Below are 21,593 nucleotides of genomic sequence, written 5' to 3'. Positions count from 1 at the left end.
TCAAGCATATTATCGGAATGCTTACGGCAGGAGAAGAACCTCAGGAGAAGAACAGTGAAAAGAATAATCGCCGCAGCATGCGCCGCCATGGCCATGCTGTCCACCGCCGCCGAACTCCCCGCCGGCATGATCAAGACCGCCAAAGGCAGTGCTTCCATCGAACGCGAAGGACAGAAAACGCCCGCCAAGGCCGGCGCCGCGCTGATGTCCAGCGACCGCGTACTCACCGGCGCGGACGGCAGCGTGGGCATCACGCTACGCGATGAAACCCTGCTGGCTGTAGGCCCGAACAGCAATGTGTGGCTGGAGAAGTACGCGTTCGATCCGACCTCGCACGAGGGCACGCTGAACGCCACGGTCAAGAAAGGCACGCTGGGCGTCATCTCCGGCAAGCTGTCCAAGCAGTCGCCGGGCGCGGTGCAGTTCCGCACGCCGACCTCGATCCTGGGCGTACGCGGCACCGAGTTTGTCATCGACGTCAAGGACGGGGAATAAACCATGGCCTTGCTGCTTTGGGCCGTGTGCCTGCTGGCCGCTGTCTCGCAACTACAACGCGGACCGACCGAACAAATCACTTTGCTGCCGAACCAGGACGGCAAAGCCAGCGCCGTCATCATCACCACCGCCGGCAAAGAGACGGTGCTGGACAAGCCGTATCAAACCGCCGCAGTCGATAGCCATGGCGCGGTCGCCACCAGCGGTGACGACGCCGCGATCAAGAATCGCTACGGCGCCCTGCTGGACACACTGCCCCAGCGCGCCGCCGTGTTCATCGTCTACTTCATCACCGATACCGACAACCTGACCGCCGAATCGGCGGCGCAGCTGGCGCAGATCAAATCGCAGCTGGCCTCGCGCCCGGCGCCGGAGATCATCGTCATCGGCCACACCGACACCGTGGCCAAGCGCGAATACAACGACGCCTTGTCGTTACGTCGCGCCGCCACCGTCAAGCAGATACTGGTGGAAGCCGGTATCGCCGAAGACCAGATCGTGGTGCAGGCGCGCGGCGAGCGTGAACTGCTGGTGCCTACCGCCGACGGTGTCGATGAACCGCGCAACCGCCGCGTGGAAATCCGCGTCCGCTAGTTCCTCTTCAGACTGCGCCGTTCCAGCGCAGCACCAGCAAGGTCAAATCATCCGAAGCCTCGGCGCCGTCCACGTGACGGCGCACGTCGTCGCGCACGGCCTGCACCAGGGCCGCCGGCGCGGTGGTCGCCGCCGCCGTCAGCAAGCGGTCCAGGCGCTCGTTCCCATACAGTTCGCCGGCCTCGTTCATCGCCTCGCCGATGCCGTCCGTGGTCAGGCACAGGCTTTCGCCGGGCTGCAGCTGGTACTGCTGGACCGGATATTCGAAATCGTCCATCACGCACAAGGGCGGGCCGTCGGCCGATTGCAGCAGTTCGACCCGGCAATCGGCGGTGATGCGGCGCGGCGCGTCGTGGCCGGCGTTGCACAGCGAGACGCGGCCGGTGGCGGCGTCCAGGATGCCGGCGACGCTGGTCACAAACAGCATTTCCGGATTCTCACGCACCAGTTCGCGGTTGGCGCTGTTCATGATCAGGCCCATGTCGGCCTCGCCGCGCAGCGCGATGCTGCGCGAGAGCGCCTTGGCCACCACCATGAACAGGCTGGCCGGCAGGCCCTTGCCCGAGACGTCGCCCACCATGAAGAACACGCGGTCCCGGTCCAGCATGAAGAAGTCATACAGGTCGCCGCCCACTTCCCTGGCCGGTTCCAGCAGTGCGCCGACTTCGAAGCGGCGCTCGCCGGGGAAGGCGGTTGCCGCCTGCGGCAGGGACGCCATCTGGATGCGGCGCGCGGCATTCAATTCGCCGGCGGTGCGGGCGGCCGATTCACGCGCGGCCTGCAAGGCGCGTTCGGACATTTTGCGGTCGCGCACCGCCACCGCCAGCATGCTGGTCAAAAGACTGAGGCAGACCGCCGCATGGCCCAGCGCCACGCCGCCCGCGTCGAACAGCAGGCCGGCGCGCGCGAACAGCAAGGCGCCGGTGCCGAACAAGGACACGCCCAGCCCCACCGCCACCGGCACGCCAACGAGCAGGCGCTGGCGCGGCAGCAGCCAGATGGTCAGCAGGCTGCACGCGCCGAAGGCCGCCAGCTCGGCCCAGCGCATCCACTGCGGACGGCGCAGGAAAGAGCCGTCGAAGAAGCTTTCGATCATCTGGGCGTGCGTGTCCACGCCGGGCAGCAGGTCGCCGCGCGCGTTGGTTTTGTAGTCGCTCAGGCCCAGGCCCGTCATGGCGACGATCACGATCTTGTTCTGCAGGACGCCGGGGTCGATGCGGCCGCGCATGACGTCCAGCGCCGAGACGTAGCGGTCGATGGCCGGCGCGGAAAAATTGATCCATACCGTGCCGTCCGGCGAAGTCGGCACGCGCAGGTCGCCGACCGAGACGCTGTGCACGCCGTCGGCGCCGGCCTCGATCTCCAGCGCCTGCGTGCCGGTCGCCACGCGCAGCAGCTCCATCGACAGCGACGGCACCAGCGTCTCGCCGACCGCACCGACCAGCGGCGCGCGCCGCACGATGCCCTTTTCCAGATTGGCCGACAACAGGCCCTGCCCGCGCGCCGCCGCCTGCAGCGCGGGCAAGCTGGACATCGCCTGCGGGAAGCGCATCACCGGCAGGGTCGCCGCAGTCACCGCATGTTCGCCCTCGCCCTTCACGCGCATCGGCCAGACGCGCAAGGCGTCGCTGGTGCCGGCCTCCGCGTGCAGGAAGCCCGCCGTTCCAAGCACGATGGGCGCGCGCCGCATCTGCTCCGCCAGCAGCGCATCGTGCGACGGCAGCAGCGCCAGTTCGTCGTGCAGGCGGCCTTCCGGCAGCCGCGCCACCAGCGCCTCCGGCGAGGTGTTGTCCGGCTCAGGCATCAGGATATCGAGCCCGATCGCCAGCGGTTCCTGTTCGGCGATCCGCTCCAGCAGGTCTCTCAGCAAAGTGCGCGGCCACGGCCACTGGCCGTATTCGCTCAGCGCCGCTTCGTCGATATTGATGATGTGGACCGGCCCGGAAAGCCGCTGGCGCGGCAGGTAGACCTGATAAGCGTCGAACAACGCAAGACGCAATGCCGGCAGCGGACCGTCGCCGCCGCGTGCCAGCAGCAGAGCCAGCACCAGCGCCAACAGCAGCGCCAGCGGCCGGCCATGACCGGCGCGCACGCCGCCCGAGGCACGGATTTGCAAGCGGCGCAGCATGGCGGCGCTTACAGCGAAATTTCCATGCCGTCGTAAGCGGACAGGATCTCCAGCGGCGCTTCGCCGGTGATCTCTGCATAACGGCGCGTTTCAGCCAATACGCGCGAAATCTGCACGTCGTCGTAAATCGGTTCGTGATGGAACAGGCAAAGCTTGTGCACACCCGCCAGCTGGCACAGCTCCACCCCCACCACATTGCTGGAGTGCCCCCAATCGGCCTTCACCGAAATCGAATCGGCCAGCGAATACATGGCGTCGAAAATCACCAGGTCGGCATCGCGGAAGAAATCGACGAAGGCCACGCGTTCGGCCGCGTTATCGAGCTTGTGTTCGGAGTCGGTGCTGTAGATCAGCGCCTTGCCGTTCTGTTCCAGGCGGTAGCCGTAGGAGTCGCCGGCATGCAGCTGCAGCTTGGCGGTCACCGTCACATCGCGCAGTTGCAGGGGCACGCCCGGCTCCATGGTGACGAATTCGATGGTCGCGCCCAACTGCTGGAAGGTGACGGGAAAACTGATCGGTTCCTGCTGACGGCGGAACGCCGTTTCCAGATCCTTGTGGCAGCCGTAGATGATGATGCGGTTGCCCGGTATGTAGGCCGGCGTGAAGAACGGGAACCCCATGATGTGGTCCCAGTGCAGGTGCGACATGAATACATGATAGGTCTGCGGCTTGGCCGGGCCGTATTTCGCCAGCTTGGAACCGGCCAGCGGACGCACGCCCGAACCAAGATCCAGCACGATGTGCTCGTGGATGGCGTCCGTGTCCCAGGCCTCCACCTCCACGCAGCTGGAATTGCCGCCGTAGGTGCCGCTGACCTCAAAGCCCAAATCGTTGTCGATGTAATCGGCGACCTTCTGCGGCGTATCGAGATCGCGGCCGATGGCGCCTTCCAGCGCCGTCACCAGCTTGGCGCGTATCTGCCGCGCGTTCAGCGCCACCGGCAGCGAGCCGCGCGCACCCCAGATGCGCGCTTTCATGCGCCGCCCGCCGGAGTGGAAGCCGCCGATACCGCTGCCAGCGCCGCCGCGCGGTCCGGGAAGATCTCAAACAGCATGTCGAAGCGGCTGATGGTGAACACTTCCAGCACCAGCGGCTGCAGCGCCGCCAGCACCATGCGTCCGCCCTGCGGCTTGACCTGCTTGATCGCCACCATCAGGGCGCGCAGGCCGATGCTGCTGATATAAACCACGTTGGAAAAGTCGATGACCAGCGCCGCGCCGTCCTTGCGGCAATCCGCCAGATGCGGATCAAGCGCCAGCTTGAAGGCGTCGGCGTGGGTGTGATCGATGCGGCCTGCGGGGCTCAGGATAACCGTGCGGCCCTCTTGTGTTGGCTGTAGTTCCATAGTTTTGACTCGGCTTGACCTTGCGTACTCGTTTGTATAACTCATCAGCTTATTTTCCATTATCACATCTTTTTGTCCTTTTGACACCACGAACTGTTGCGTTCATCCATGCTATTCTTCGCCCTCGACGTATTCGGAGGAGCGCGCGCATGCCGTCACTTAACCAATTTTTCAAGCTCGCCGAACACGGCACCAACGTTCGCACCGAAATCATCGCCGGTGTGACCACTTTCCTGACGATGGCCTACATCATCTTCGTCAATCCGGCCATCCTCGGTGATGCCGGCGTGCCCAAGGACGCCGTGTTCGTGGCCACCTGCCTGGCCGCCGCGCTGGGCACCATCATCATGGGCCTGTACGCCAATTACCCGATCGGCATGGCGCCGGGCATGGGCCTGAATGCCTACTTCGCCTACGCGGTGGTGATCGGCATGGGCGTGCCGTGGCAATCGGCGCTGGGCGCGGTGTTCATCTCGGGCTGCTTGTTCATCATCGTCAGCCTGTTCAAGGTGCGCGAACATATCGTCAACGGCATACCGCGCTCGTTGCGGGTGGCGATTACCGTCGGCCTGGGATTGTTCCTGGCCCTGATCGCGATGAAGAGCGCGGGCCTGGTGGTCGCCAGCCCTGAAACGCTGGTGCGCGTGGGCGACATGCACAATCCGCACACCATCATGGCCATCTTCGGCTTCCTGCTGATCGTCACGCTGGACCGCCTGAAAGTACCGGGGGCGCTGTTGATCGGCATTGTGTCGGTGACGGTGCTGAGCTTTTTCTTCGGCGGGAATACCTTCCACGGCTTCGTCTCGATGCCGCCGTCGGTGTCGCCGACGCTGTTCCAGCTCGACCTGCAAGGCGCGCTGAATCTGGGCCTGCTCAACGTGGTGCTGGTGTTCTTCCTGGTTGAACTGTTCGACGCCACCGGCACCCTGATGGGCGTGGCCTCGCGCGCCGGCCTGCTGGTGAACGGCCGCATGGAGCGCCTGAACAAGGCCCTGCTGGCCGACAGCTGCGCCATCGTCGCCGGTTCCGTGCTGGGCACCTCCAGCACCACGGCCTACCTTGAAAGCGCGGCGGGCGTGCAGGCCGGCGGCCGCACCGGCCTTACCGCGCTGGTGGTCGCGCTGCTGTTCCTGGCCGCGCTGTTCTTCGCGCCGATCGCCGGCGTGGTGCCGGCCTACGCCACCGCGCCGGCCCTGCTGTTCGTCGCCTGCCTGATGCTGCGCGACTTTATCGACATAGACTGGAGCGACACCACCGAAAGCGTGCCGGCCGCGATCACCGCGCTGGTGATCCCCTTCACCTACTCGATCGCACACGGCATCGCGTTTGGCTTCATCACCTATGCGCTTTTGAAACTGCTGACCGGCCAGGCGCGCCAGGTCAAGCCGGTGGTGTGGGTGATCGCCATCGTCTTCCTGTTCAAGTACAGCTACGTCGCCTGATATCGTTGATTATTCACGACCAGTGTCGGCATCTCCCTGATCGGCATCACGCCGATCAGGTTATGCAGCCGCATGCGGCATAGCGTAAGAATATCTTCCTCCGGCGCAGCAAGACGCATCTGCACTTCCATGCCCAGCGGCGTGGCGGTGGTGCGCAAGGCGCGCAACTCAATATCCAGACGACGCACCACCTGCAACGCCGCCTCCAGCGTGGCGATGGGCGCATCGGGCTCGATGCAGAATCGGTAGCTTTTTTGTGTGGTATCCATGCTCTTAGAATAGCGGGAAAGCTCAAAAATAGGCTTCCTGATTTTCCACGAATTTACGCAATTTCCAGCATAATCCTCTGCCCAATGTAAAATATCCGGAATATTTATCTGGATACCTATGGAAATCGACGAACTGGATCGCCGCATCCTGCGCGAATTGCGCAACGACGGCCGCCTGAGCAACACCAAGCTGGCCGAAAAGGTCGGCCTCTCCACCACGCCATGCTGGAACCGCGTGCGCGCGCTGGAAGAAGGCGGCATGATCGAGGGCTACACGGCGCTGCTCAGCCAGAGCGCACTCGGTTACCCGGACACCGTCATCATCGAAGTGACGCTGGACCGGCATGACGACGACATTTTCGAGAAATTCGGCCAGGCCCTGGCCACACTGCCGGAGGTGATGGAAGCCTATCTGCTCACCGGCGACTACGACTACCTGATCAAGGTGGCCGTCGCCGGCACGGCGGGCTATGAGGAATTCCTGCGCAAGAAGCTGTACAAACTGCCGGGCCTCAAACACAGCCGCTCCACCTTCGTGCTGCGCTGCCTGAAACGCACCTATTCGGTCGAACCCTGACTTTGTGCGGAACCGTACAGAGGCCGCCGTCAAAAGCGTTCATATTCGGGGCTCATCCAATCAGGAGAAGACAATGAACAATACGATCAAACTCGCCGTGGCGGCAGCCGCCATGGGCATGGCTACCCAGGCTTTCGCACAAATCACATTCTATGAAGGTGACGGCTGGCGCGGTCGCGCCTACACCGCCAACGGCCAGGTGCGCGACCTCTCGCGCAACGGCTTCAACGACCGCGCCTCCTCGGTGGTGATCGATCGCGGCCAATGGGAAGTCTGCGAAGACGCCAACTTCCGCGGCCAATGCATGGTGCTGCGTCGCGGCAGCTACGAAACGCTGCAGGGCATGGGCCTGAACAACCGCATCTCGTCGGTGCGCCCGGTCAAAGCGCGTGACCGCTACGATAACGAAGCACCGCCACCGGTGGCGCAACAACCCAGCTATGAATGGCGCCGTCGCCCAAGCGAGCGCATTATAGAAGTGCCGGTGCGCTCGGTGCGCGCCGTGGTCGGCGAACCGGAACAACGTTGCTGGGTTGAGCGTGAACAGGTCAACGAGCCATCGCGCGGCGCCAACGCCGGCGGCGTGATCGCCGGCGCCCTGATCGGCGGCATTCTGGGTCACCAGGTTGGCGGCGGCACCGGACGCGATATCGCGACGGCCGGCGGCGCTATCGCTGGCGCGGCGGTCGGCAATAACGTCGCCAACCGGAACAACAGCAATAGCTATGCGCGCGACGTGCGCCGTTGCGAAAACGTCGCCAACCAGAAGCCGGAATACTGGGACGTGACGTATGACTATCGCGGCGTTGAACACCGCGTGCAAATGAGTACGCCTCCGGGCCGCACCGTGGCCGTCAACAGCAAGACCGGCGAACCGCGCATGTAATCAGCCCGCCGTCACGCAGCCCAATCCCTGCAGCGTGCGGCGGACTGCGGCGTCGATCGGCGTATGCGGCTCGACGCCCAGCACCGCCAGCAAGCGCGCATTCGACATGCGCACGGGTTGGCGCCACAGATAGCGCATCTCGCGCAATTCCCGGAACACCGGCACGAACGGCGCAGCCACAAATGTCAGCCACCAGGGAAACGCGCTCGCGCGCAACGCCGGCTTGCCGGCCGCTTGTGCAATCGCGGCGACCATCTGCGTGCCGTCCGCATCCCAATGACCCTGCATCTGATAGCTGGCAAACAGCGGCAATGCGTCGCCTCGCTCCACCAACCGCACCATGGTCTCCGCCACGTCCGGCAAGTAGGCCCATTGATGACCGACGCCCGGCGCCGAGGGATTGCTGATCGCCTTCAGCGGCACGCCCGGCTTGACCAGCCCTTGCGCGAACCAGCTATTGCCAGCCTTGGGGCCGAAAAAATCGCCTGCACGCACAATCAGCACCGGCACGCCACTATCCTTCAAACGCCGTTCCATCTCGACGCGGATCGCACCTTTGCGCGTGAGGGGACGTTGCGGCGCATCCTCGTGGATATGCGGGAAAGCGTCCGGTCCATAGTTGTAGACGGTGCCAGGTAGCAGGATGCGCGCACCCGACGCCCGCGCGGCGGCTATCGTGTTGTCGACCATCGGTAGCACCAGGCTGCCCCAGTTGCGATAACCCGGCGGATTCACCGCATGCACGATCAACTGCACGCCGGCCGCCGCGCGCACCACGTCGTCGCGGTTCATGGCGTCGCCGGTGATCCATTCCAGGCCGTCGCCTTCCGTTTGCGAGCGGTGCAAAGCCTTCACCCGCCAGCCGCGCGCCAGCAGCAAACGCGCCACTTCGCCGCCGATGCCGCCGGTTGCCCCCAGTATCAATGCTTCCATGCCGTTCTCCCTGTTGATTGCGATGGAGTCAGTGTCGCCCAAGGAGAGTTAAAAGAAAATTACCAAAAACCGCATAGCAGCTATACAATTTTGTATGAACTCGACCGAACCTGACTGGGATTTGTATCGCTCCTTCCTCGCCGTACTGCGCGAAGGCTCGCTATCGGGCGCCGCGCGCGCCCTCGGATTGACCCAGCCCACGGTCGGCCGCCATATCGACGCGCTTGAGCAGGCGCTAGGACTGTCGCTGTTCAGCCGATCGCAATCCGGATTCATCGCCACCGATGACGCCCACGCGCTACAGCCCTACGCGGACACGCTGGCCGCCGCCTCTTCCGCCCTGCTACGCGCCGCCTCGGGCCTGGGACGCGGCGCGGACGCGCAGCTGCAAGGCACCGTGCGCGTGACGGCCAGTGAGGTGGTGAGCGTGGAGGTGCTGCCGACTATCCTGGCGCGATTGCGCGCCAGCCATCCGGGTCTGACCATCGAACTGGCCGTATCGAACCGCATGGAGAATTTGTTGAGGCGCGACGCCGACATCGCCGTGCGCATGCAGCGCCCGGAGCAAGATGTGCTGGTCGCGCGCCGCATCGGCAATATCGATCTGGGGTTTCACGCCAGGCGTGATTATCTGGAGCACCACGGCACGCCGCGCTCCTGGGAGGAACTGGCGCGGCACACGCTGATCGGCATCGACAGTGAGAATGCCTTCACGCGCAAACTACAGCCGCTGCTAAGCGGCCTGGCGGGCTGCCACTACGCGGTGCGCAGCGACAGCGATCTGGTTCATTTGGCGTCGATACGCGCCGGCCTGGGCATCGGTATCTGCCAGGTGCGGCTGGCGGCTCGTGATCCGGCGCTGGTGCGCGTGGTGCCGGAACTGCTGACCATTCCACTCGATACCTGGCTGGCCATGCACGAGAACCTGCGCGCCAATCCTGCCTGCGCCGCCGTCTATAGCGCGCTGGCCGCAGGACTGGACGACTACATTAACGGGAACTGACCAGGCGACGCGACTTGTGCAGCTCATCCTGCATCTGCATGGTCTGATGCGCGGTGCGCAGCGTCAGCGAATCGACGCTGGCGGTGCTGCGCACCGTGGACGATGGCAGATCAGCCCAGCGGCTGCGCGGCGCCGGCGCAACCACGCGCGACAGCACCGGTGGACCCGACGGTTCGGCCGATGGCGCGGCCGAAACCGAAGCCAATACGTCCGACGATGGCGCAACCGATTCGGCTGGCGCCGGCGACTGTTCCTGTTGAGCTGACTGCGGACAATCCGCGTCCGTAAACAGCACATGCCCTTCCTGATCCACACATTTGTTGACCGCTGCGCCAGCGCCGCCGCAGGCCACGGCGAAAGCCGCGCATAGAATGAGTTTCATGATCGATGCCCCTTTGATAAGTGACTCCATCATCTACCTCGGCGCAGGTGCGGTCTGTGCGGCCTCGCACACCCCTGAATGCGGCATTGTCGCTCTATGTCGGGTACAATACCGCCTTCTCTCAGCAATACGCACGCTCATGAAATCTGTCCTGATCCTCTCCGCGCTTGCGCTGGCCGGCGGTCACGCCGCAGCCGCCGACTCGATAGACCCGGTCAACCCCAGCGGCTGGAACACCTCCGCCGAACTGGGCGCCATCTCCACCTCCGGCAACACGGTCGGCACTTCGGTCACCGGCAAGATCGACGCCAAGCAGGAAACGGCCAAGTGGAGCAACGAATACATCCTGGCCGGCTACTTCAAGGACGAAGAAGTCACCGACGACGATGGCACCAAATTGCGCGAGCGCTCGGCGCAGCGCTACTCGGCGTCCGCCAAGGCGGGCTACAAGCTGCTGGAAGACGACCACGGAAAACTGTTCGCGCTGGCCACCCACGTGGACGACCGATTCGGCGCATACACCCGCTACTCGACCATCGGCGTCGGCTACGGCACCCAGACCTACCAGTCTGACACGCACACGCTGGACGTGGAAATCGGTCCGGGCTACTTCCGTGGCGTGCGCTCGGAAGGCATCGTCGAAAACGGCATGACCATCCGTGGCGCGGCCGCCCTGAAATGGAAACTGAGCGAGAACGCGCAGTTCCGCCAGAACCTGAGCGTGGAACGCGGCACCTCGAATATGCACTCCATCGCCGAAACGGCCATCCTCACCAAGATCAACAGCACGATGCAGATGAAGGCGGCCTTCAACGTCCGCAACGACACCGTCGTGCCGGCCGATAAAAAGAACACCGATACACAAACTTCGGTCACGCTGGTTTACTCCTTCTAACTTTAAAACGAATCATGAACACTCCACGCACCCTCGGCACGCCCCTGTCCCCAACCGCCACCAAAGTCATGCTGCTCGGCTCCGGTGAACTCGGCAAGGAAGTCATCATCGCGCTTCAGCGCCTGGGCGTGGAAGTGATCGCCGTCGACCGTTATCCGAATGCGCCGGGCCACCAGGTGGCGCACCGCGCCCACGTCATCAACATGACCGACGGCGCCGCGCTGGCCGCGCTGATCGAACAGGAGAAGCCGGACCTGGTGGTACCGGAGATCGAGGCCATCGCCACCGACAAACTGGCGGAGCTGGAAGCAGCCGGCAAGATCACCTGCATCCCGACCGCGCGCGCCGCGCAGCTGACCATGAACCGCGAAGGCATCCGCCGCCTGGCCGCCGAAACGCTGGGCTTGGCCACCTCGCCCTACCGTTTCGCCAGCAGCCTGGAAGAACTGGAAGCCGGCGCCGCAGCCGTGGGCTTCCCTTGCGTGATCAAGCCCGTGATGTCGTCGTCGGGCAAAGGCCAGTCGAAGATCGACAGCGCCGCCGAAGTGAAGGCCGCGTGGGACTATGCCGCCGCCGGCAGCCGCGTCGATTCCGGCCGCGTGATTGTCGAAGGCTTCATCGACTTCGACTACGAAATCACCCTGCTGACCGTGCGTTCGCTGGGGGCGGACGGCCAGGTCGTCACGCAGTTCTGCGACCCTATCGGCCACGTGCAGGTGCAAGGCGACTACGTCGAATCGTGGCAGCCATGCCGCATGGACCCGTTGGCGCTGGAACGCGCGCGCGACATCGCCGCCAAGGTGACCGGCGACCTCGGTGGCCTGGGCCTGTTCGGCGTGGAGCTGTTCGTCAAGAACGATATGGTGTGGTTCTCGGAAGTGAGCCCGCGTCCGCACGACACCGGCATGGTGACCATGGCGACGCAGGTGCAAAGCGAGTTCGAACTGCACGCCAAGGCCATCCTCGGCCTGCCGGTCAACGTGGCGTTGAAGGCGCCGGGCGCTTCGGCCGTGATCTACGGCCAGCACGAAGCGGCAGGCATCGCCTTTGAAGGCGTGGCCGACGCACTGCGCGTGCCGAACAGCGACATCCGTTTGTTCGGCAAGCCGGAGTCGTTCGCACGCCGCCGCATGGGCGTGGCGCTGACCACCGCCGACGACGTCGACACCGCACGCGTCAACGCCAAGGAAGCGGCGTCGCGCGTGAAGCCGGTCATCAAGTAATTCCTACATCCCCCGGAACAGATCTGCGTAGTTGCGGCTGACGACCAGCTGTTCCGGGCGGCCTTTCAGCTGCACCATCAAGCGGCCGCGAAAATCCTGCCGCGTGCCCGCCACGTGGCGCGCGGCCACAATCACACTGCGGTGTATCTGCCAGAACTGCTGTTCATCGAGCTGCTCGCGCAGCTTGCTGATCGGCGTGCGGATCAGGCTTTCGCCATCGGCCACGAACACGCTGGTGTATTTGTCGTTGCTCTGGAAGTAGATCACTTCTTCGATCGGAATCAGGCGCGTTTCTTCGCCGTGCGTGGCGCGTATCCATTGCAGCGGCGCGGCGGCGGGCGCCGGCGCCTGTGCCAACGCAGCTGCGGGCGACGCGGCCAGATGCGCTAACAAAGCCTGCAGCGCGTCCGCCGGCACCGCCGGAGCCGCAGCCGCAACCGGCGCGGCGAAACGCGCCTTCAATTTGGCCACCGTCTTCTCCAGCCGTTCCAGGCTGGCCGGCTTGAGCAGGTAGTCCACCGCCGAATGCTCGAACGCCTCCACCGCGTACTGGTCGAACGCCGTCACGAACACGATGTGCGGCGGCTTGGCGCCTTCGGCCAGCCGCGCCGCCACATCCAGCCCGGTCAGGCCGGGCATGCGGATATCGAGGAAGGCCACGTCCGGCGCTTCCTCATCGATCATGCGCAGCGCTTCAAGGCCGTTGGCGGCACGCGCGACCACGCGGAGTTCCGGCCATACGCTTTTCAGCTGGCCTTCCAGGTACTCACGCAGATGGGCTTCGTCGTCTGCAATCAGGGCGCGGATGGTATCGATGTCGAACTCGCATTCAAAGGCAGCATCAGGCGCACCGTCATGCCGCAAGGTTGATTTTCCAGTAATTCTACCTTGGCGCCGGCGCCGTACAAACTGCGCAGGCGCTCGCGCAGATTACTCAGTCCCACGCCGCCGCCGGGCTTGCGCGGCGCGGATTCATTCAGGCCGGCGCCGGTGTCGCTGATGCGCAAGCACACATGCTCGCCTTCGATGCGGGCGCTGACGACGATCTCGCCGCCCTCCACCTTCGGTTCCAGCCCGTGCGCGATGGCGTTCTCCACCACCGGCTGCAGCAGCATGGGGGCGATACGGAACTGCCGCAGTTCATCCGGCAGTTCGATGCGATAACGCAGCCGCTCCCCCATGCGCACCGTCAGCACGTCCAGATAGGCGGCGATCAAGCGCATTTCGGAATCGAGCGTCGCTTCCTCGCTGCGGCTGGCGGCAAGGCTGGCACGCAGGTAGTCGATGAAGCGCTCCAGCATGTGCTGCGCCTGCGCCGGCCGGGTGCCGATCAGGCTAAGCACATTCGCCAGCGTGTTGTACAGGAAGTGCGGTTCGATCTGCGCCTGTAAGGCGCGCAGGCGTGCTTCGGCCAGCATGCGCTCGGTGGAAGAGATCAACGCCTGCCGTGTCGCCTCGGCCACGGCGCGCTCGTAGCGGCGTTCGGCCGAGCTGCGCACGAGGTACAGCAGCAGGCCCACGCCAAGCGCAATAATCAAGAGCTCCATCAACACGCTGCGGTTCGACAGCATCTTGAAGGGATCGACACCGTTCCAGATCATGCTGCCAAGGCCGACGCCGAACAACATGCTGAAGCCCATCAGCGTCATGCTGAACAACACGCGCGGAATCACCGACGCGCGGCGCGGCCAGCCGTCCAGCAGGCGGTCGGCCAGCACCGTCCCGGCGTGCATTGTTAAGCCGATCAGCGTGGACATCAGCAGCGTCGGGCCAAGATAGTGCAGAAAGGACCCGTCGCCGCGCCACAGGACGCCCTGCACCGCAGCGACCACGATGCCGATGCCGCTGCTCCAGATCAGGGTGTACAGCAGGTTGCGAAGCTTCGAATGCGGCCAGCGCCGGAAGAACGGAAACAGCTCCATCGGGTGCGACAACGGCGGAGGGGCGTTTGGCCCGGTGGTGCAGGAGGTAGATTTTTTCATGTCGCCAGAAAGTTACCATGAAAGCAAAGCGGTGCGCGATAGGGCAAGCGCGCCAGCGCCATCGGTCCGGCCTTGATGTTGTGCGCATCAAACACTGTCAGCACGGTTTGACCGTGGTGCCGGTCCTGCGCCACGCCCACCACATAGCCGTCGGTTTCCGAACGCGCGCCACGGCGCGGCACCAGGATGTGCTCCTCGACTTCCCAACCGGCGCCGAAGGCGTAGCCGTCCACTTTGCCGCTGTCGGTGTCGATCAGGTTGACGCTGTTCAGCACCGCATCGAGGTCGCCGGCGCCCAGCACCAGCAGCTTGCGATGGCGCGCGGAGACCACTTGCGGCGCTACGCGCGGGAACTCGCTGGCGCCGAACAGCCGCGCTTCGCGCGCCGTGCCGCTGGCGTAGTCCAGCGTAATCTGCACCGTGGCGCTGGGGTGGTCCGCAACCCTGCGCCGCTGTTCACGCTCGGCCAAGGTGGTATGGCGCAGCGCGTCGTCGTCGTGCAGCACGGCGTCGAAACGCGTGCAGGCGCCGTCTTCGTAAGCGTTCCCGAAATGGAAAACCGAACGCGCCGGCAGCTCGAACACCTGGCGCAAGGCCAGCGTGTCCTTGCTGATCACCAGCGCGCGCATGGGACGCTGCGCGCCGGCCCACTGCATGCTTTCGGCCAGGCTGCGCTCGGGCGCGGCCTGCATGTCGTAGGGCGCCAGCAGAAAGATCAGGTGGCGGCCGCTGACCACGAAGTCGTGCACCATATTCAAATGCGGCACAGGCAGCATGGCGGTGTGCGTGACCTCGCCGCTGGCGTTCAGCCGGTAGATGATCAATTGGTCGGTACCGGACATGGCGCCGAAGTTCCACAGGCCGCCGTCCGGGTCCTGCTTGGGATGGGCGGAAAACGGCATGGCCTTGAGATCGGCGCGCCAGGTCTTGATTCCGCGCGTGGCCAGCGTTTGCGGATCGAGCTCGGTGGCGGAGCCGCCCTCCCACAGCGCGTACAGCGCGCCGTTGAACGGCAGCAGATTGGTGTTGGCGGCGTTGACGCTGTCGTTGTTCTTGACGGCCTTGCGGCCGAAATAGGTGCCGAAGGCCGGATACAGGAAGCGCCCCGCCCTGCTTTCGTCCTCGAACTTGCGGGTGGCGACGAAGCGGCCGATGTGGCTTACCTTGCCGTCGGCGATATGCCAGCGCTGGGCAAAGCCGTCGCCGTCGAACAGATGGCGATACCGTTCACCGCCAAGTTCGTAGCGTCCCGGCCCGTTGCGGAAGAAGGTCCCGTTCAGGTCACGCGGCAAGCGGCCCAGCAGCGTGGCGCCGCCGGACAGCTCGCCGACACCATCGGAAGCCAGCACGGGGAAGGAAGCCAAGCCCAGTGCGGCCAGGCTGAGAAATTGGCGGCGGTTGATCATGACGGCTCCCCTCAGCGCAGATTGACGCTGGTGCTGGCGCCATCGGCCGGCAGCGCGATGCGGGCGTCTTCAAAGCGTGGCGCACCGCGCTTGCCGACTGCGTTGTTGCTGAAGGCGTAGTCCTCGGTCGGCATGCCGACCGGATTGCGATCCAGTTTGCCGTTGTTGTTGGCGTCATGATAAATCGCGAAGGCGTAATCGCCGGCCGGCAGGCCGCTCAGCTTCACTTGTACCGCACCGTCCCGCGCCGGCACGGCCAGCCCGCGTACAGGCTTGGAGGGGAAGGTTTCGGCGCTGTTGTAGACCGCGACCATGATCTGGCCGTCGGCGCCGGACACGCCGGCCACGTTGATGGTCAGGTCGGCGGCGAAGGCCGGCAAGGCGGCTGCGGCCAAAACGGCTGCAAGCAGCGGGAAGGTCAGTTTGGACATGCTGGGCTCCTGGGTGGGTGAAGTGTGAAGCCACTTTACCCGCGGCCCGGCGGCGGTGCGCAGCCATGCGACGAAGCGCTGCTAAGGCGCGCGAAGTGCGGCCCGATGGCGCGAAATGGCGTCCAGCATCTGCTCCACATCGACCGGCTTGGCGATGAAATCGTCCATGCCGGCGGCGATGCATTGCTCCTGCTCCGACTGCATCACGCCCGCCGTCATGGCCAGGATCGGCAATTTCAGTCCCAATTCCTTGCGCACGCGGCGGGTGGCCTCGAAGCCGTCCATCACCGGCATCTGCACGTCCATCAGCACGATATCGTAGTCGGCCGCGCGCTCGCGCAGGCGATCGACCGCCTCCAGGCCGTTCTCCACCAGGTCCACGCTGGCGCCCGCATGTTGCAGCATGCCGCGTGCCACCACCTGGTTCAGCGGATGATCCTCCACCAGCAGCAAGCGCAGTCCCTGCAGGCGCGCGGCATCGTCCGCTAGCGGCACCTCCGTAAGCGGCACCTCCGGAAGCGGCGTGCCCGGCACCGGCTGCGCATCCTGCGTCTCCGGCGCGACCGGCGCGCGCGTTTGCGACGACGGCTGCGACTGCGACTGCACCAGGCCCCAGCTGTCCGTGGCGGCGTTCTGCCACACCGGTTGATCCACCACCGCATCGGCGCCGCCGACCACGAACGGCAACGTCACCACGAACTCGCTGCCGGCGCCCTGCATGCTGCGCACCGAGATATCCCCGCCCATCAGCTCCGCCAGGCGGCGGCAGATCGCCAGTCCCAGCCCGGTGCCGCCGAAACGGCGCGTGGTCGAGGCGTCGGCCTGGCTGAAGGCGGAGAACAAACGGCTTTGCTGCTCGCTATCCATGCCGATGCCGGTGTCGCGCACCGAAAACCGCAGGCTCACATGATCGCCTTGACGCGGCTTGTCCAGCGAAATCCGGACGGTCACGCCACCGCGCTCGGTGAACTTGACCGCATTGCCCACCAGGTTGATCAGGATCTGCTGCAAGCGCATGGCGTCGCCCACCAGCACCTGCGGCACCTCGGCGTCGGCGGTGACGGCCAGGTTGATGCCGCGCGCGCTGGCGTTCACCGCCATCACGCTGGACACCGAATCGAGCAGCTCGCGCGGCCGGAAGGCGGCCGGTGCCAGCTCCATGCGGCCGGCCTCGATCTTGGAGAAATCCAGCACGTCGTTCAAAATCCCCAGCAGCACCTGCCCGGACGAGCGGATCATGCCGACATACTCCTTCTGCGTGCCGCTCAGCGGCGTGTTTTCCATCAGGTAGGCCACGCCCAGCACCGCGTTCATCGGCGTGCGGATCTCGTGACTCATATTCGCCACGAACTCGCTCTTGGCGCGGCTGGCCGCTTCGGCGCGCTGCTCGCTGTTCTTGCGGTCCGTGATGTTCATCGCGGTCAGATAACAGCCCTGCACCTTGCCGTCGGCCCGCACATCGGGCACCAGGTCGACCAGGAAGTGTCGCACGCCGTCCACGCTTTCGAAGTCGCGCTCGAAATGCAAGCGACTGCCGGCCAGCGCGGCGCGCAGCTCGTCCAGCCACGGCTCGGCCGCCGCGCCGAACACCTCGCTGACGGTCTTGCCGAGCATCGATTGCGGCTCGATGCCCCACAGCGCGCGGTAATAGTCGTTGGCGAAGCGGTAGCGCAGGTCGCGGTCCAGGTAGGCAATCAGCAGCGGCAGCGCATCGGCCAGCACGCGCGACCGCCGTTCGCTTTCGGCGCCGCGCAACTGGGCCGCCGCGCGCTCGGCCTTCTGGCGGGCGACGACCACCACGGACAGCAGCCCGACCAGCGCGGCGAAGACAAGCGACACGGAGACAATCAGGGCATCGTTGGCGGGCAGAGACAAGGTTAACTCGCTATGAACAAGATGGCAAAATATAACCTGTCGCGGCCCGAATGCCAAACCATTGTGGCAATATTTACGCTATAGTGGCTCATCACAGACAACCCCAGAATCCGTCATGCGCGCGTTGATGCTTCTCACGCTGTGCTACGCCCTGATTGCCCGCGCCAGCCTGCTGCTGGCGTTCGCCCACACCAACGCAACGCCGGTCTGGCCGCCCTCCGGCATCGCCTTCGCCGCCCTGCTGCTGATGGGATACCGCGCCTGGCCGGCGATCTTCGTGGGCGCCCTGCTGGCCAACCTGGTCTCCTTCAACGCCAACGGCCTGCCCTTGGATGCCACCGTGCTCACGGCCTCCCTGATTATCGCCGCCGGCAATACGCTGGAGGGACTGAGCGGCGTGTGGCTGGTACGGCGCTACTTCGACGTCAAGCAGCCCATGGGCCAGCAGCAGAACGTGTACAAATTCGCGCTGGTGGCCATGGCCATGTGCACCGTCAGCGCCGGCATCGGCAGCGCCACGCTGGTGCTCAGCGGCCTGGCGCCGGCCGCCGCCTACAACACCATCGCGCTCACGTGGTGGGTCGGCGACACCGCCGGCGTGCTGCTGGTCGGTCCGGCGATACTGATCTGGTGCGTGCGCCGGCGGCCGCGCTGGAGCTGGCCCCGCGCGCTGGAGATCGCCGCGTCGCTGCTGGTGCTGGTGGCGCTGTCGGTGGCCGTCTTCGGCCGCCGCTATTCCTACGAGGACGGCCTGGGATGGCTGCCCTACCTGTTCGTGCTGGCGATCGCCTGGTCGTCCTACCGCCACGGACTGCGCGGCGCCAGCCTGGTGTGCCTCATCGCCGCCGGAGGCGCGGTGTTCGGCACCATCAACGGGCGCGGGCCGTTCGCGGTCGGCACGCTCAACGACGCCTTGATCTCGCTGGTCAGCTTCATCATGCTGTGCAGCCTGATCGCCATGGTGCTGTGCGCCGACGCCAGTGAACGCAAGCGCGCCGGCGACAAAGTCAGTTACAGCGCCGCCCAATGGGGCACGCTGCTGATCGGCGTCGGCCTGACGGTGGCGGTGTGGAACCTGCTGGCGGTGGGCGCCGAGCGCCGCGCGCAGGAGCAATTCGACGCCGAATGCACCGACATCGCCCGCCGCATCAGCCGCCGCATGGCGCTCTACGAATCGGGCCTGCGCGGCGCCCAGGCGCTGTTCAAGGCGCAGCAGGAGCCCACCCGCGACCAGTGGCGCGATTTCGTCGAGGGCATGGACCTGCATAACAACTTCCCCGGCGTGATGGGCCTCGGCTACGCCATGCACCTGCGCGCCGACCAGCGCACCGAAACCGAACATGCCATCCGCTACCAGGGCTACGAAGACTTCCACATCTGGAACAACACCCAAGGCGCCAACGATCCCGGGGTATCCGCCGTGGTGATGTATATCGAGCCTTTCGCCGGACGCAATCTGCGCGCCTTCGGCTACGACATGATGTCCGAACCCAAGCGCCGCGCCGCCTTGCTGCAGGCTGCGCGCAGCGGCGCGCCGGCCATGACCGCCAAGGTGGTGCTGGTGCAGGAAGAGGGAAAGACCGGCCTGCCCGGCTTCCTGGTGTACTTCCCGATCTACCGCAAGCTGGCGCAATTGACCCGCGACGCCAGCGCCGACCAGCGCATGGCGGCGCTGCAAGGCTACGCCTACAGCCCGATCCGCGCCGATGAACTGATGCTCGACTTGCTCGGCCCCGCCGACAAGACCGTGCGGCTGGAGATTTTCGACGGCGCCCAGCCCTCGCCCGACACCCTGCTCTACACCAATGTGAGCGAGCCGGCGGACCGCAAGCAGTATCCCAATCCCTACCTGCGCACCATCCCGCTGGACCTGCTGCAGCACCAATGGACGCTGCGCTTCTCGTCGCAGCCGGCGTTCGAGAACGCCATCGACCGCCAGAAGTCGCACATCGTACTGCTGGCCGGTGTGATTATCAGCCTGCTGTTCTTCGGCGTGGTGCGGGCCCTGACCGCGCGCCAGGCCTACGCCACCGCGCTGGCGCGGCAAATGACCGGCGCGCTGCGCGAATCGGAAAGCTCGCTGATCGCCGCGCGCGACCAGGCCGAAGCGGCCAGCCGCGCCAAGAGCGAATTCGTCGCCAACATGAGCCACGAGATCCGCACGCCGCTGAACGCGGTGCTGGGCATGACGCATTTGCTGAGCAATACCGTGCTGTCGGCGGAGCAGTTCAAGTACGTCGAGATGATACGGTCGTCCGGCAATTCCCTGCTCAGCATCCTGAACGACGTCCTCGACTTCTCCAAGATCGAGGCCGGCCGCATGGAGCTGTCGCCGTCGCCGTTCCAGCTGTCCGCCATGCTGGAGGCAATCGCCACCATCATGACCGTCAACGGCGGCGAGAAGGACCTGGAGCTGGCCATCGGCGTGCAGCCGGGCGTGCCGCAGGCGCTGGTCGGCGACGGCCACCGGCTGCAGCAGGTGCTGATCAATTTGGTCGGCAACGCGATCAAGTTCACCGAGAAAGGATCGATTTCGGTGTTGGTGGAGCTGGCCGAGGCGCCGGCCACGCTGCGTTTCACGGTGCGCGACAGTGGCATCGGCATCGACGCCGACCGCCTGCAGGCGCTGTTCGCGCCCTTCTCGCAGGCCGATGCCTCGATGACGCGCCGCTTCGGCGGCACCGGCCTGGGACTGGCCATCTCGCGCCGCATCGCCACCCTGATGGGCGGCGCCATCGACGTCCACAGCACACCGGGAGCAGGCAGTGAATTCATGCTCACCGTGCCGCTGCAGGTCAGCACGGACACCACGCCCGCCATCGGCCCGGTCCAGCATCTGCTGATCGTCGACGACGACCACACCAGCGCCGACTACCTGTGCCGCACCATCCGCGCACGCGGCTGGAACTGCGACTGCGCGGCCACCGGCGAACAGGCGCTGGCGCGGCTGCGCACGCCAACGGTGCGCTACGACGCGGTGCTGGTGGACTGGAACATGCCCGGCATGAACGGCCTGGCGACCATGGAGGCGATACGCGCCGACGCCAGCATCGCCCGCCTGCCGGTGATCCTGATGATCAGCGCCTTCGGCCAGGGCAAGCTGCTGCACACCGACGGCGCGCAGGCGGCGGACGCCGTGCTGCTCAAGCCCGTGACCCTGATCCGCCTGGCCGACACGTTGCACCAGGCGCAAGCCCACGCGCGCGAAGGCGGCGGCGCCCCGCTGCTGGCCGATACCGACAACGGCGACCAGCGCCTGGACGGCGTGCGCATCCTGCTGGTGGAGGACAATCCGGTCAACCAGCTGGTGGCCAACAGCATGCTGACCTACGCCGGCGCCGTGATCGAAGCGGTCGACAACGGCCGCGCGGCGGTCGAACGCCTGCGCACCGACGCCCACCGCTACGACATCGTGCTGATGGACGTGCAGATGCCTGAAATGGACGGCTTCGAGGCGACCACCAAAATCCGCGCCGAACTCGGACTGCACCTGCCGGTGCTGGCCATGACCGCAGGCGTGATGGCCTCCGAGCGCGAGCAGTGCATCGCCTGCGGCATGAACGACTTCATTGCGAAGCCTATCGATGTCGACGAAATGTTGCGCGTCATCGCCCGTAACTTGCCCGCCACGCCGAAGGCCGCCGCCGGCCGCTGAACGGTTGCCATACCTCTTTCGGGGTCTATACTGCTATTCGTCGATTCTTCTATCATCGATCCTGATTGA

General features: G+C 65.4%; 20 protein-coding genes. 9 read left to right on the top strand and 11 right to left on the bottom strand.

What is annotated here, in order from left to right; all coding sequences use genetic code 11:
• The first annotated feature begins 54 nt into the window (after nt 1-54).
• The gene (locus tag ACXZ1M_RS27780) at nt 55-495 is read left to right on the top strand and encodes a FecR family protein (RefSeq protein ID WP_459050817.1); all 441 of its coding nucleotides are present in this window, start codon (nt 55-57) and stop codon (nt 493-495) included.
• Nucleotides 496-498: 3 nt separating this feature from the next.
• A complete protein-coding gene (locus ACXZ1M_RS27775) occupies nt 499-1,089 on the top strand; it encodes an OmpA family protein (RefSeq protein ID WP_459050816.1) in 591 nt (196 codons plus the stop codon).
• A gap of 7 nt (nt 1,090-1,096) precedes the next feature.
• Here the strand turns inward: ACXZ1M_RS27775 and ACXZ1M_RS27770 are convergent, their stop codons facing one another.
• From ACXZ1M_RS27770 to ACXZ1M_RS27760, 3 genes are read right to left on the bottom strand one after another with little or no spacing between them, the layout of a single operon-like run.
• Nucleotides 1,097-3,217: a CHASE2 domain-containing protein gene (locus tag ACXZ1M_RS27770; protein WP_459050815.1), complete on the bottom strand. Its 2,121-nt coding sequence runs from the start codon at nt 3,215-3,217 to the stop codon at nt 1,097-1,099.
• 8 nt (nt 3,218-3,225) lie between these two features.
• Complete coding sequence (locus ACXZ1M_RS27765) at nt 3,226-4,194, bottom strand: MBL fold metallo-hydrolase (RefSeq protein WP_459050814.1); 969 nt, start codon at nt 4,192-4,194, stop codon at nt 3,226-3,228.
• Nucleotides 4,191-4,562, bottom strand: a complete 372-nt coding sequence (locus tag ACXZ1M_RS27760; protein WP_459050813.1) for an STAS domain-containing protein — start codon at nt 4,560-4,562, stop codon at nt 4,191-4,193. The genes ACXZ1M_RS27765 and ACXZ1M_RS27760 overlap by 4 nt, the downstream gene beginning before the upstream one ends.
• Nucleotides 4,563-4,711: 149 nt before the next feature.
• Here ACXZ1M_RS27760 and ACXZ1M_RS27755 point away from each other — a divergent pair, with 149 nt between their 5' ends.
• On the top strand, nt 4,712-6,007 hold the full coding sequence (locus ACXZ1M_RS27755) for an NCS2 family permease (protein WP_459050812.1): 1,296 nt from the start codon (nt 4,712-4,714) through the stop codon (nt 6,005-6,007).
• On the opposite strand, the gene ACXZ1M_RS27750 is transcribed toward ACXZ1M_RS27755, so the two are convergent.
• Complete coding sequence (locus tag ACXZ1M_RS27750; RefSeq protein WP_459050811.1) at nt 5,995-6,276, bottom strand: hypothetical protein; 282 nt, start codon at nt 6,274-6,276, stop codon at nt 5,995-5,997. The genes ACXZ1M_RS27755 and ACXZ1M_RS27750 overlap by 13 nt on opposite strands.
• A gap of 118 nt (nt 6,277-6,394) precedes the next feature.
• Between ACXZ1M_RS27750 and ACXZ1M_RS27745 the strand changes: the two genes are divergently transcribed.
• Nucleotides 6,395-6,853 carry an Lrp/AsnC family transcriptional regulator gene (locus tag ACXZ1M_RS27745; protein WP_459050810.1) on the top strand — a complete coding sequence of 153 codons (459 nt, stop codon included), beginning with the start codon at nt 6,395-6,397 and terminating at the stop codon, nt 6,851-6,853.
• A gap of 73 nt (nt 6,854-6,926) precedes the next feature.
• A complete protein-coding gene (locus ACXZ1M_RS27740) occupies nt 6,927-7,739 on the top strand; it encodes a beta/gamma crystallin-related protein (RefSeq protein ID WP_459050809.1) in 813 nt (270 codons plus the stop codon).
• Here ACXZ1M_RS27740 and ACXZ1M_RS27735 read toward each other — a convergent pair whose 3' ends face one another.
• Nucleotides 7,740-8,672, bottom strand: a complete 933-nt coding sequence (locus ACXZ1M_RS27735; protein ID WP_459050808.1) for an NAD(P)H-binding protein — start codon at nt 8,670-8,672, stop codon at nt 7,740-7,742.
• 94 nt (nt 8,673-8,766) lie between these two features.
• Between ACXZ1M_RS27735 and ACXZ1M_RS27730 the strand changes: the two genes are divergently transcribed.
• Entirely contained in the window at nt 8,767-9,675 is a 909-nt protein-coding gene (locus ACXZ1M_RS27730; RefSeq protein WP_459050807.1) for a LysR family transcriptional regulator, read from the top strand.
• Here ACXZ1M_RS27730 and ACXZ1M_RS27725 read toward each other — a convergent pair.
• On the bottom strand, nt 9,662-10,057 hold the full coding sequence (locus ACXZ1M_RS27725) for a DUF4124 domain-containing protein (RefSeq protein WP_459050806.1): 396 nt from the start codon (nt 10,055-10,057) through the stop codon (nt 9,662-9,664). The two genes, ACXZ1M_RS27730 and ACXZ1M_RS27725, sit on opposite strands and share 14 nt — an antisense overlap.
• 139 nt (nt 10,058-10,196) lie before the next feature.
• Here ACXZ1M_RS27725 and ACXZ1M_RS27720 point away from each other — a divergent pair, with 139 nt between their 5' ends.
• Nucleotides 10,197-10,952 (top strand): DUF481 domain-containing protein, encoded by a 756-nt coding sequence (locus ACXZ1M_RS27720; protein ID WP_459050805.1) that lies wholly within the window; start codon nt 10,197-10,199, stop codon nt 10,950-10,952.
• Nucleotides 10,953-10,966: 14 nt separating this feature from the next.
• Entirely contained in the window at nt 10,967-12,175 is a 1,209-nt protein-coding gene (gene purT, locus ACXZ1M_RS27715; RefSeq protein WP_459050804.1) for a formate-dependent phosphoribosylglycinamide formyltransferase, read from the top strand.
• Nucleotides 12,176-12,178: 3 nt separating this feature from the next.
• Here the strand turns inward: purT and ACXZ1M_RS27710 are convergent, their stop codons facing one another.
• From ACXZ1M_RS27710 to ACXZ1M_RS27690, 5 genes are all read right to left on the bottom strand, one after another.
• Nucleotides 12,179-12,949 (bottom strand): LytR/AlgR family response regulator transcription factor, encoded by a 771-nt coding sequence (locus tag ACXZ1M_RS27710; RefSeq protein ID WP_459054083.1) that lies wholly within the window; start codon nt 12,947-12,949, stop codon nt 12,179-12,181.
• 20 nt (nt 12,950-12,969) lie between these two features.
• On the bottom strand, nt 12,970-14,157 hold the full coding sequence (locus tag ACXZ1M_RS27705; protein ID WP_459050803.1) for a sensor histidine kinase: 1,188 nt from the start codon (nt 14,155-14,157) through the stop codon (nt 12,970-12,972).
• The gene (locus tag ACXZ1M_RS27700; protein ID WP_459050802.1) at nt 14,154-15,563 is read right to left on the bottom strand and encodes a carotenoid oxygenase family protein; all 1,410 of its coding nucleotides are present in this window, start codon (nt 15,561-15,563) and stop codon (nt 14,154-14,156) included. Before ACXZ1M_RS27700 ends, ACXZ1M_RS27705 begins: the two co-directional genes overlap by 4 nt.
• A gap of 11 nt (nt 15,564-15,574) precedes the next feature.
• Nucleotides 15,575-15,994 carry a DUF2141 domain-containing protein gene (locus ACXZ1M_RS27695; RefSeq protein ID WP_459050801.1) on the bottom strand — a complete coding sequence of 140 codons (420 nt, stop codon included), beginning with the start codon at nt 15,992-15,994 and terminating at the stop codon, nt 15,575-15,577.
• 81 nt (nt 15,995-16,075) lie between these two features.
• The gene (locus ACXZ1M_RS27690; protein ID WP_459050800.1) at nt 16,076-17,869 is read right to left on the bottom strand and encodes an ATP-binding protein; all 1,794 of its coding nucleotides are present in this window, start codon (nt 17,867-17,869) and stop codon (nt 16,076-16,078) included.
• A gap of 115 nt (nt 17,870-17,984) precedes the next feature.
• Between ACXZ1M_RS27690 and ACXZ1M_RS27685 the strand changes: the two genes are divergently transcribed.
• Nucleotides 17,985-21,524, top strand: coding sequence for a CHASE domain-containing protein (locus ACXZ1M_RS27685; protein WP_459050799.1), 3,540 nt, complete (start codon nt 17,985-17,987; stop codon nt 21,522-21,524).
• The last annotated feature ends 69 nt before the right edge of the window (nt 21,525-21,593 follow it).

The sequence above is a fragment of the Duganella paludis genome (assembly GCF_054461335.1).
The sequence above is the reverse complement of the archived record's forward strand: the minus strand, read 5'-3'. Positions and strand labels throughout refer to the sequence as shown.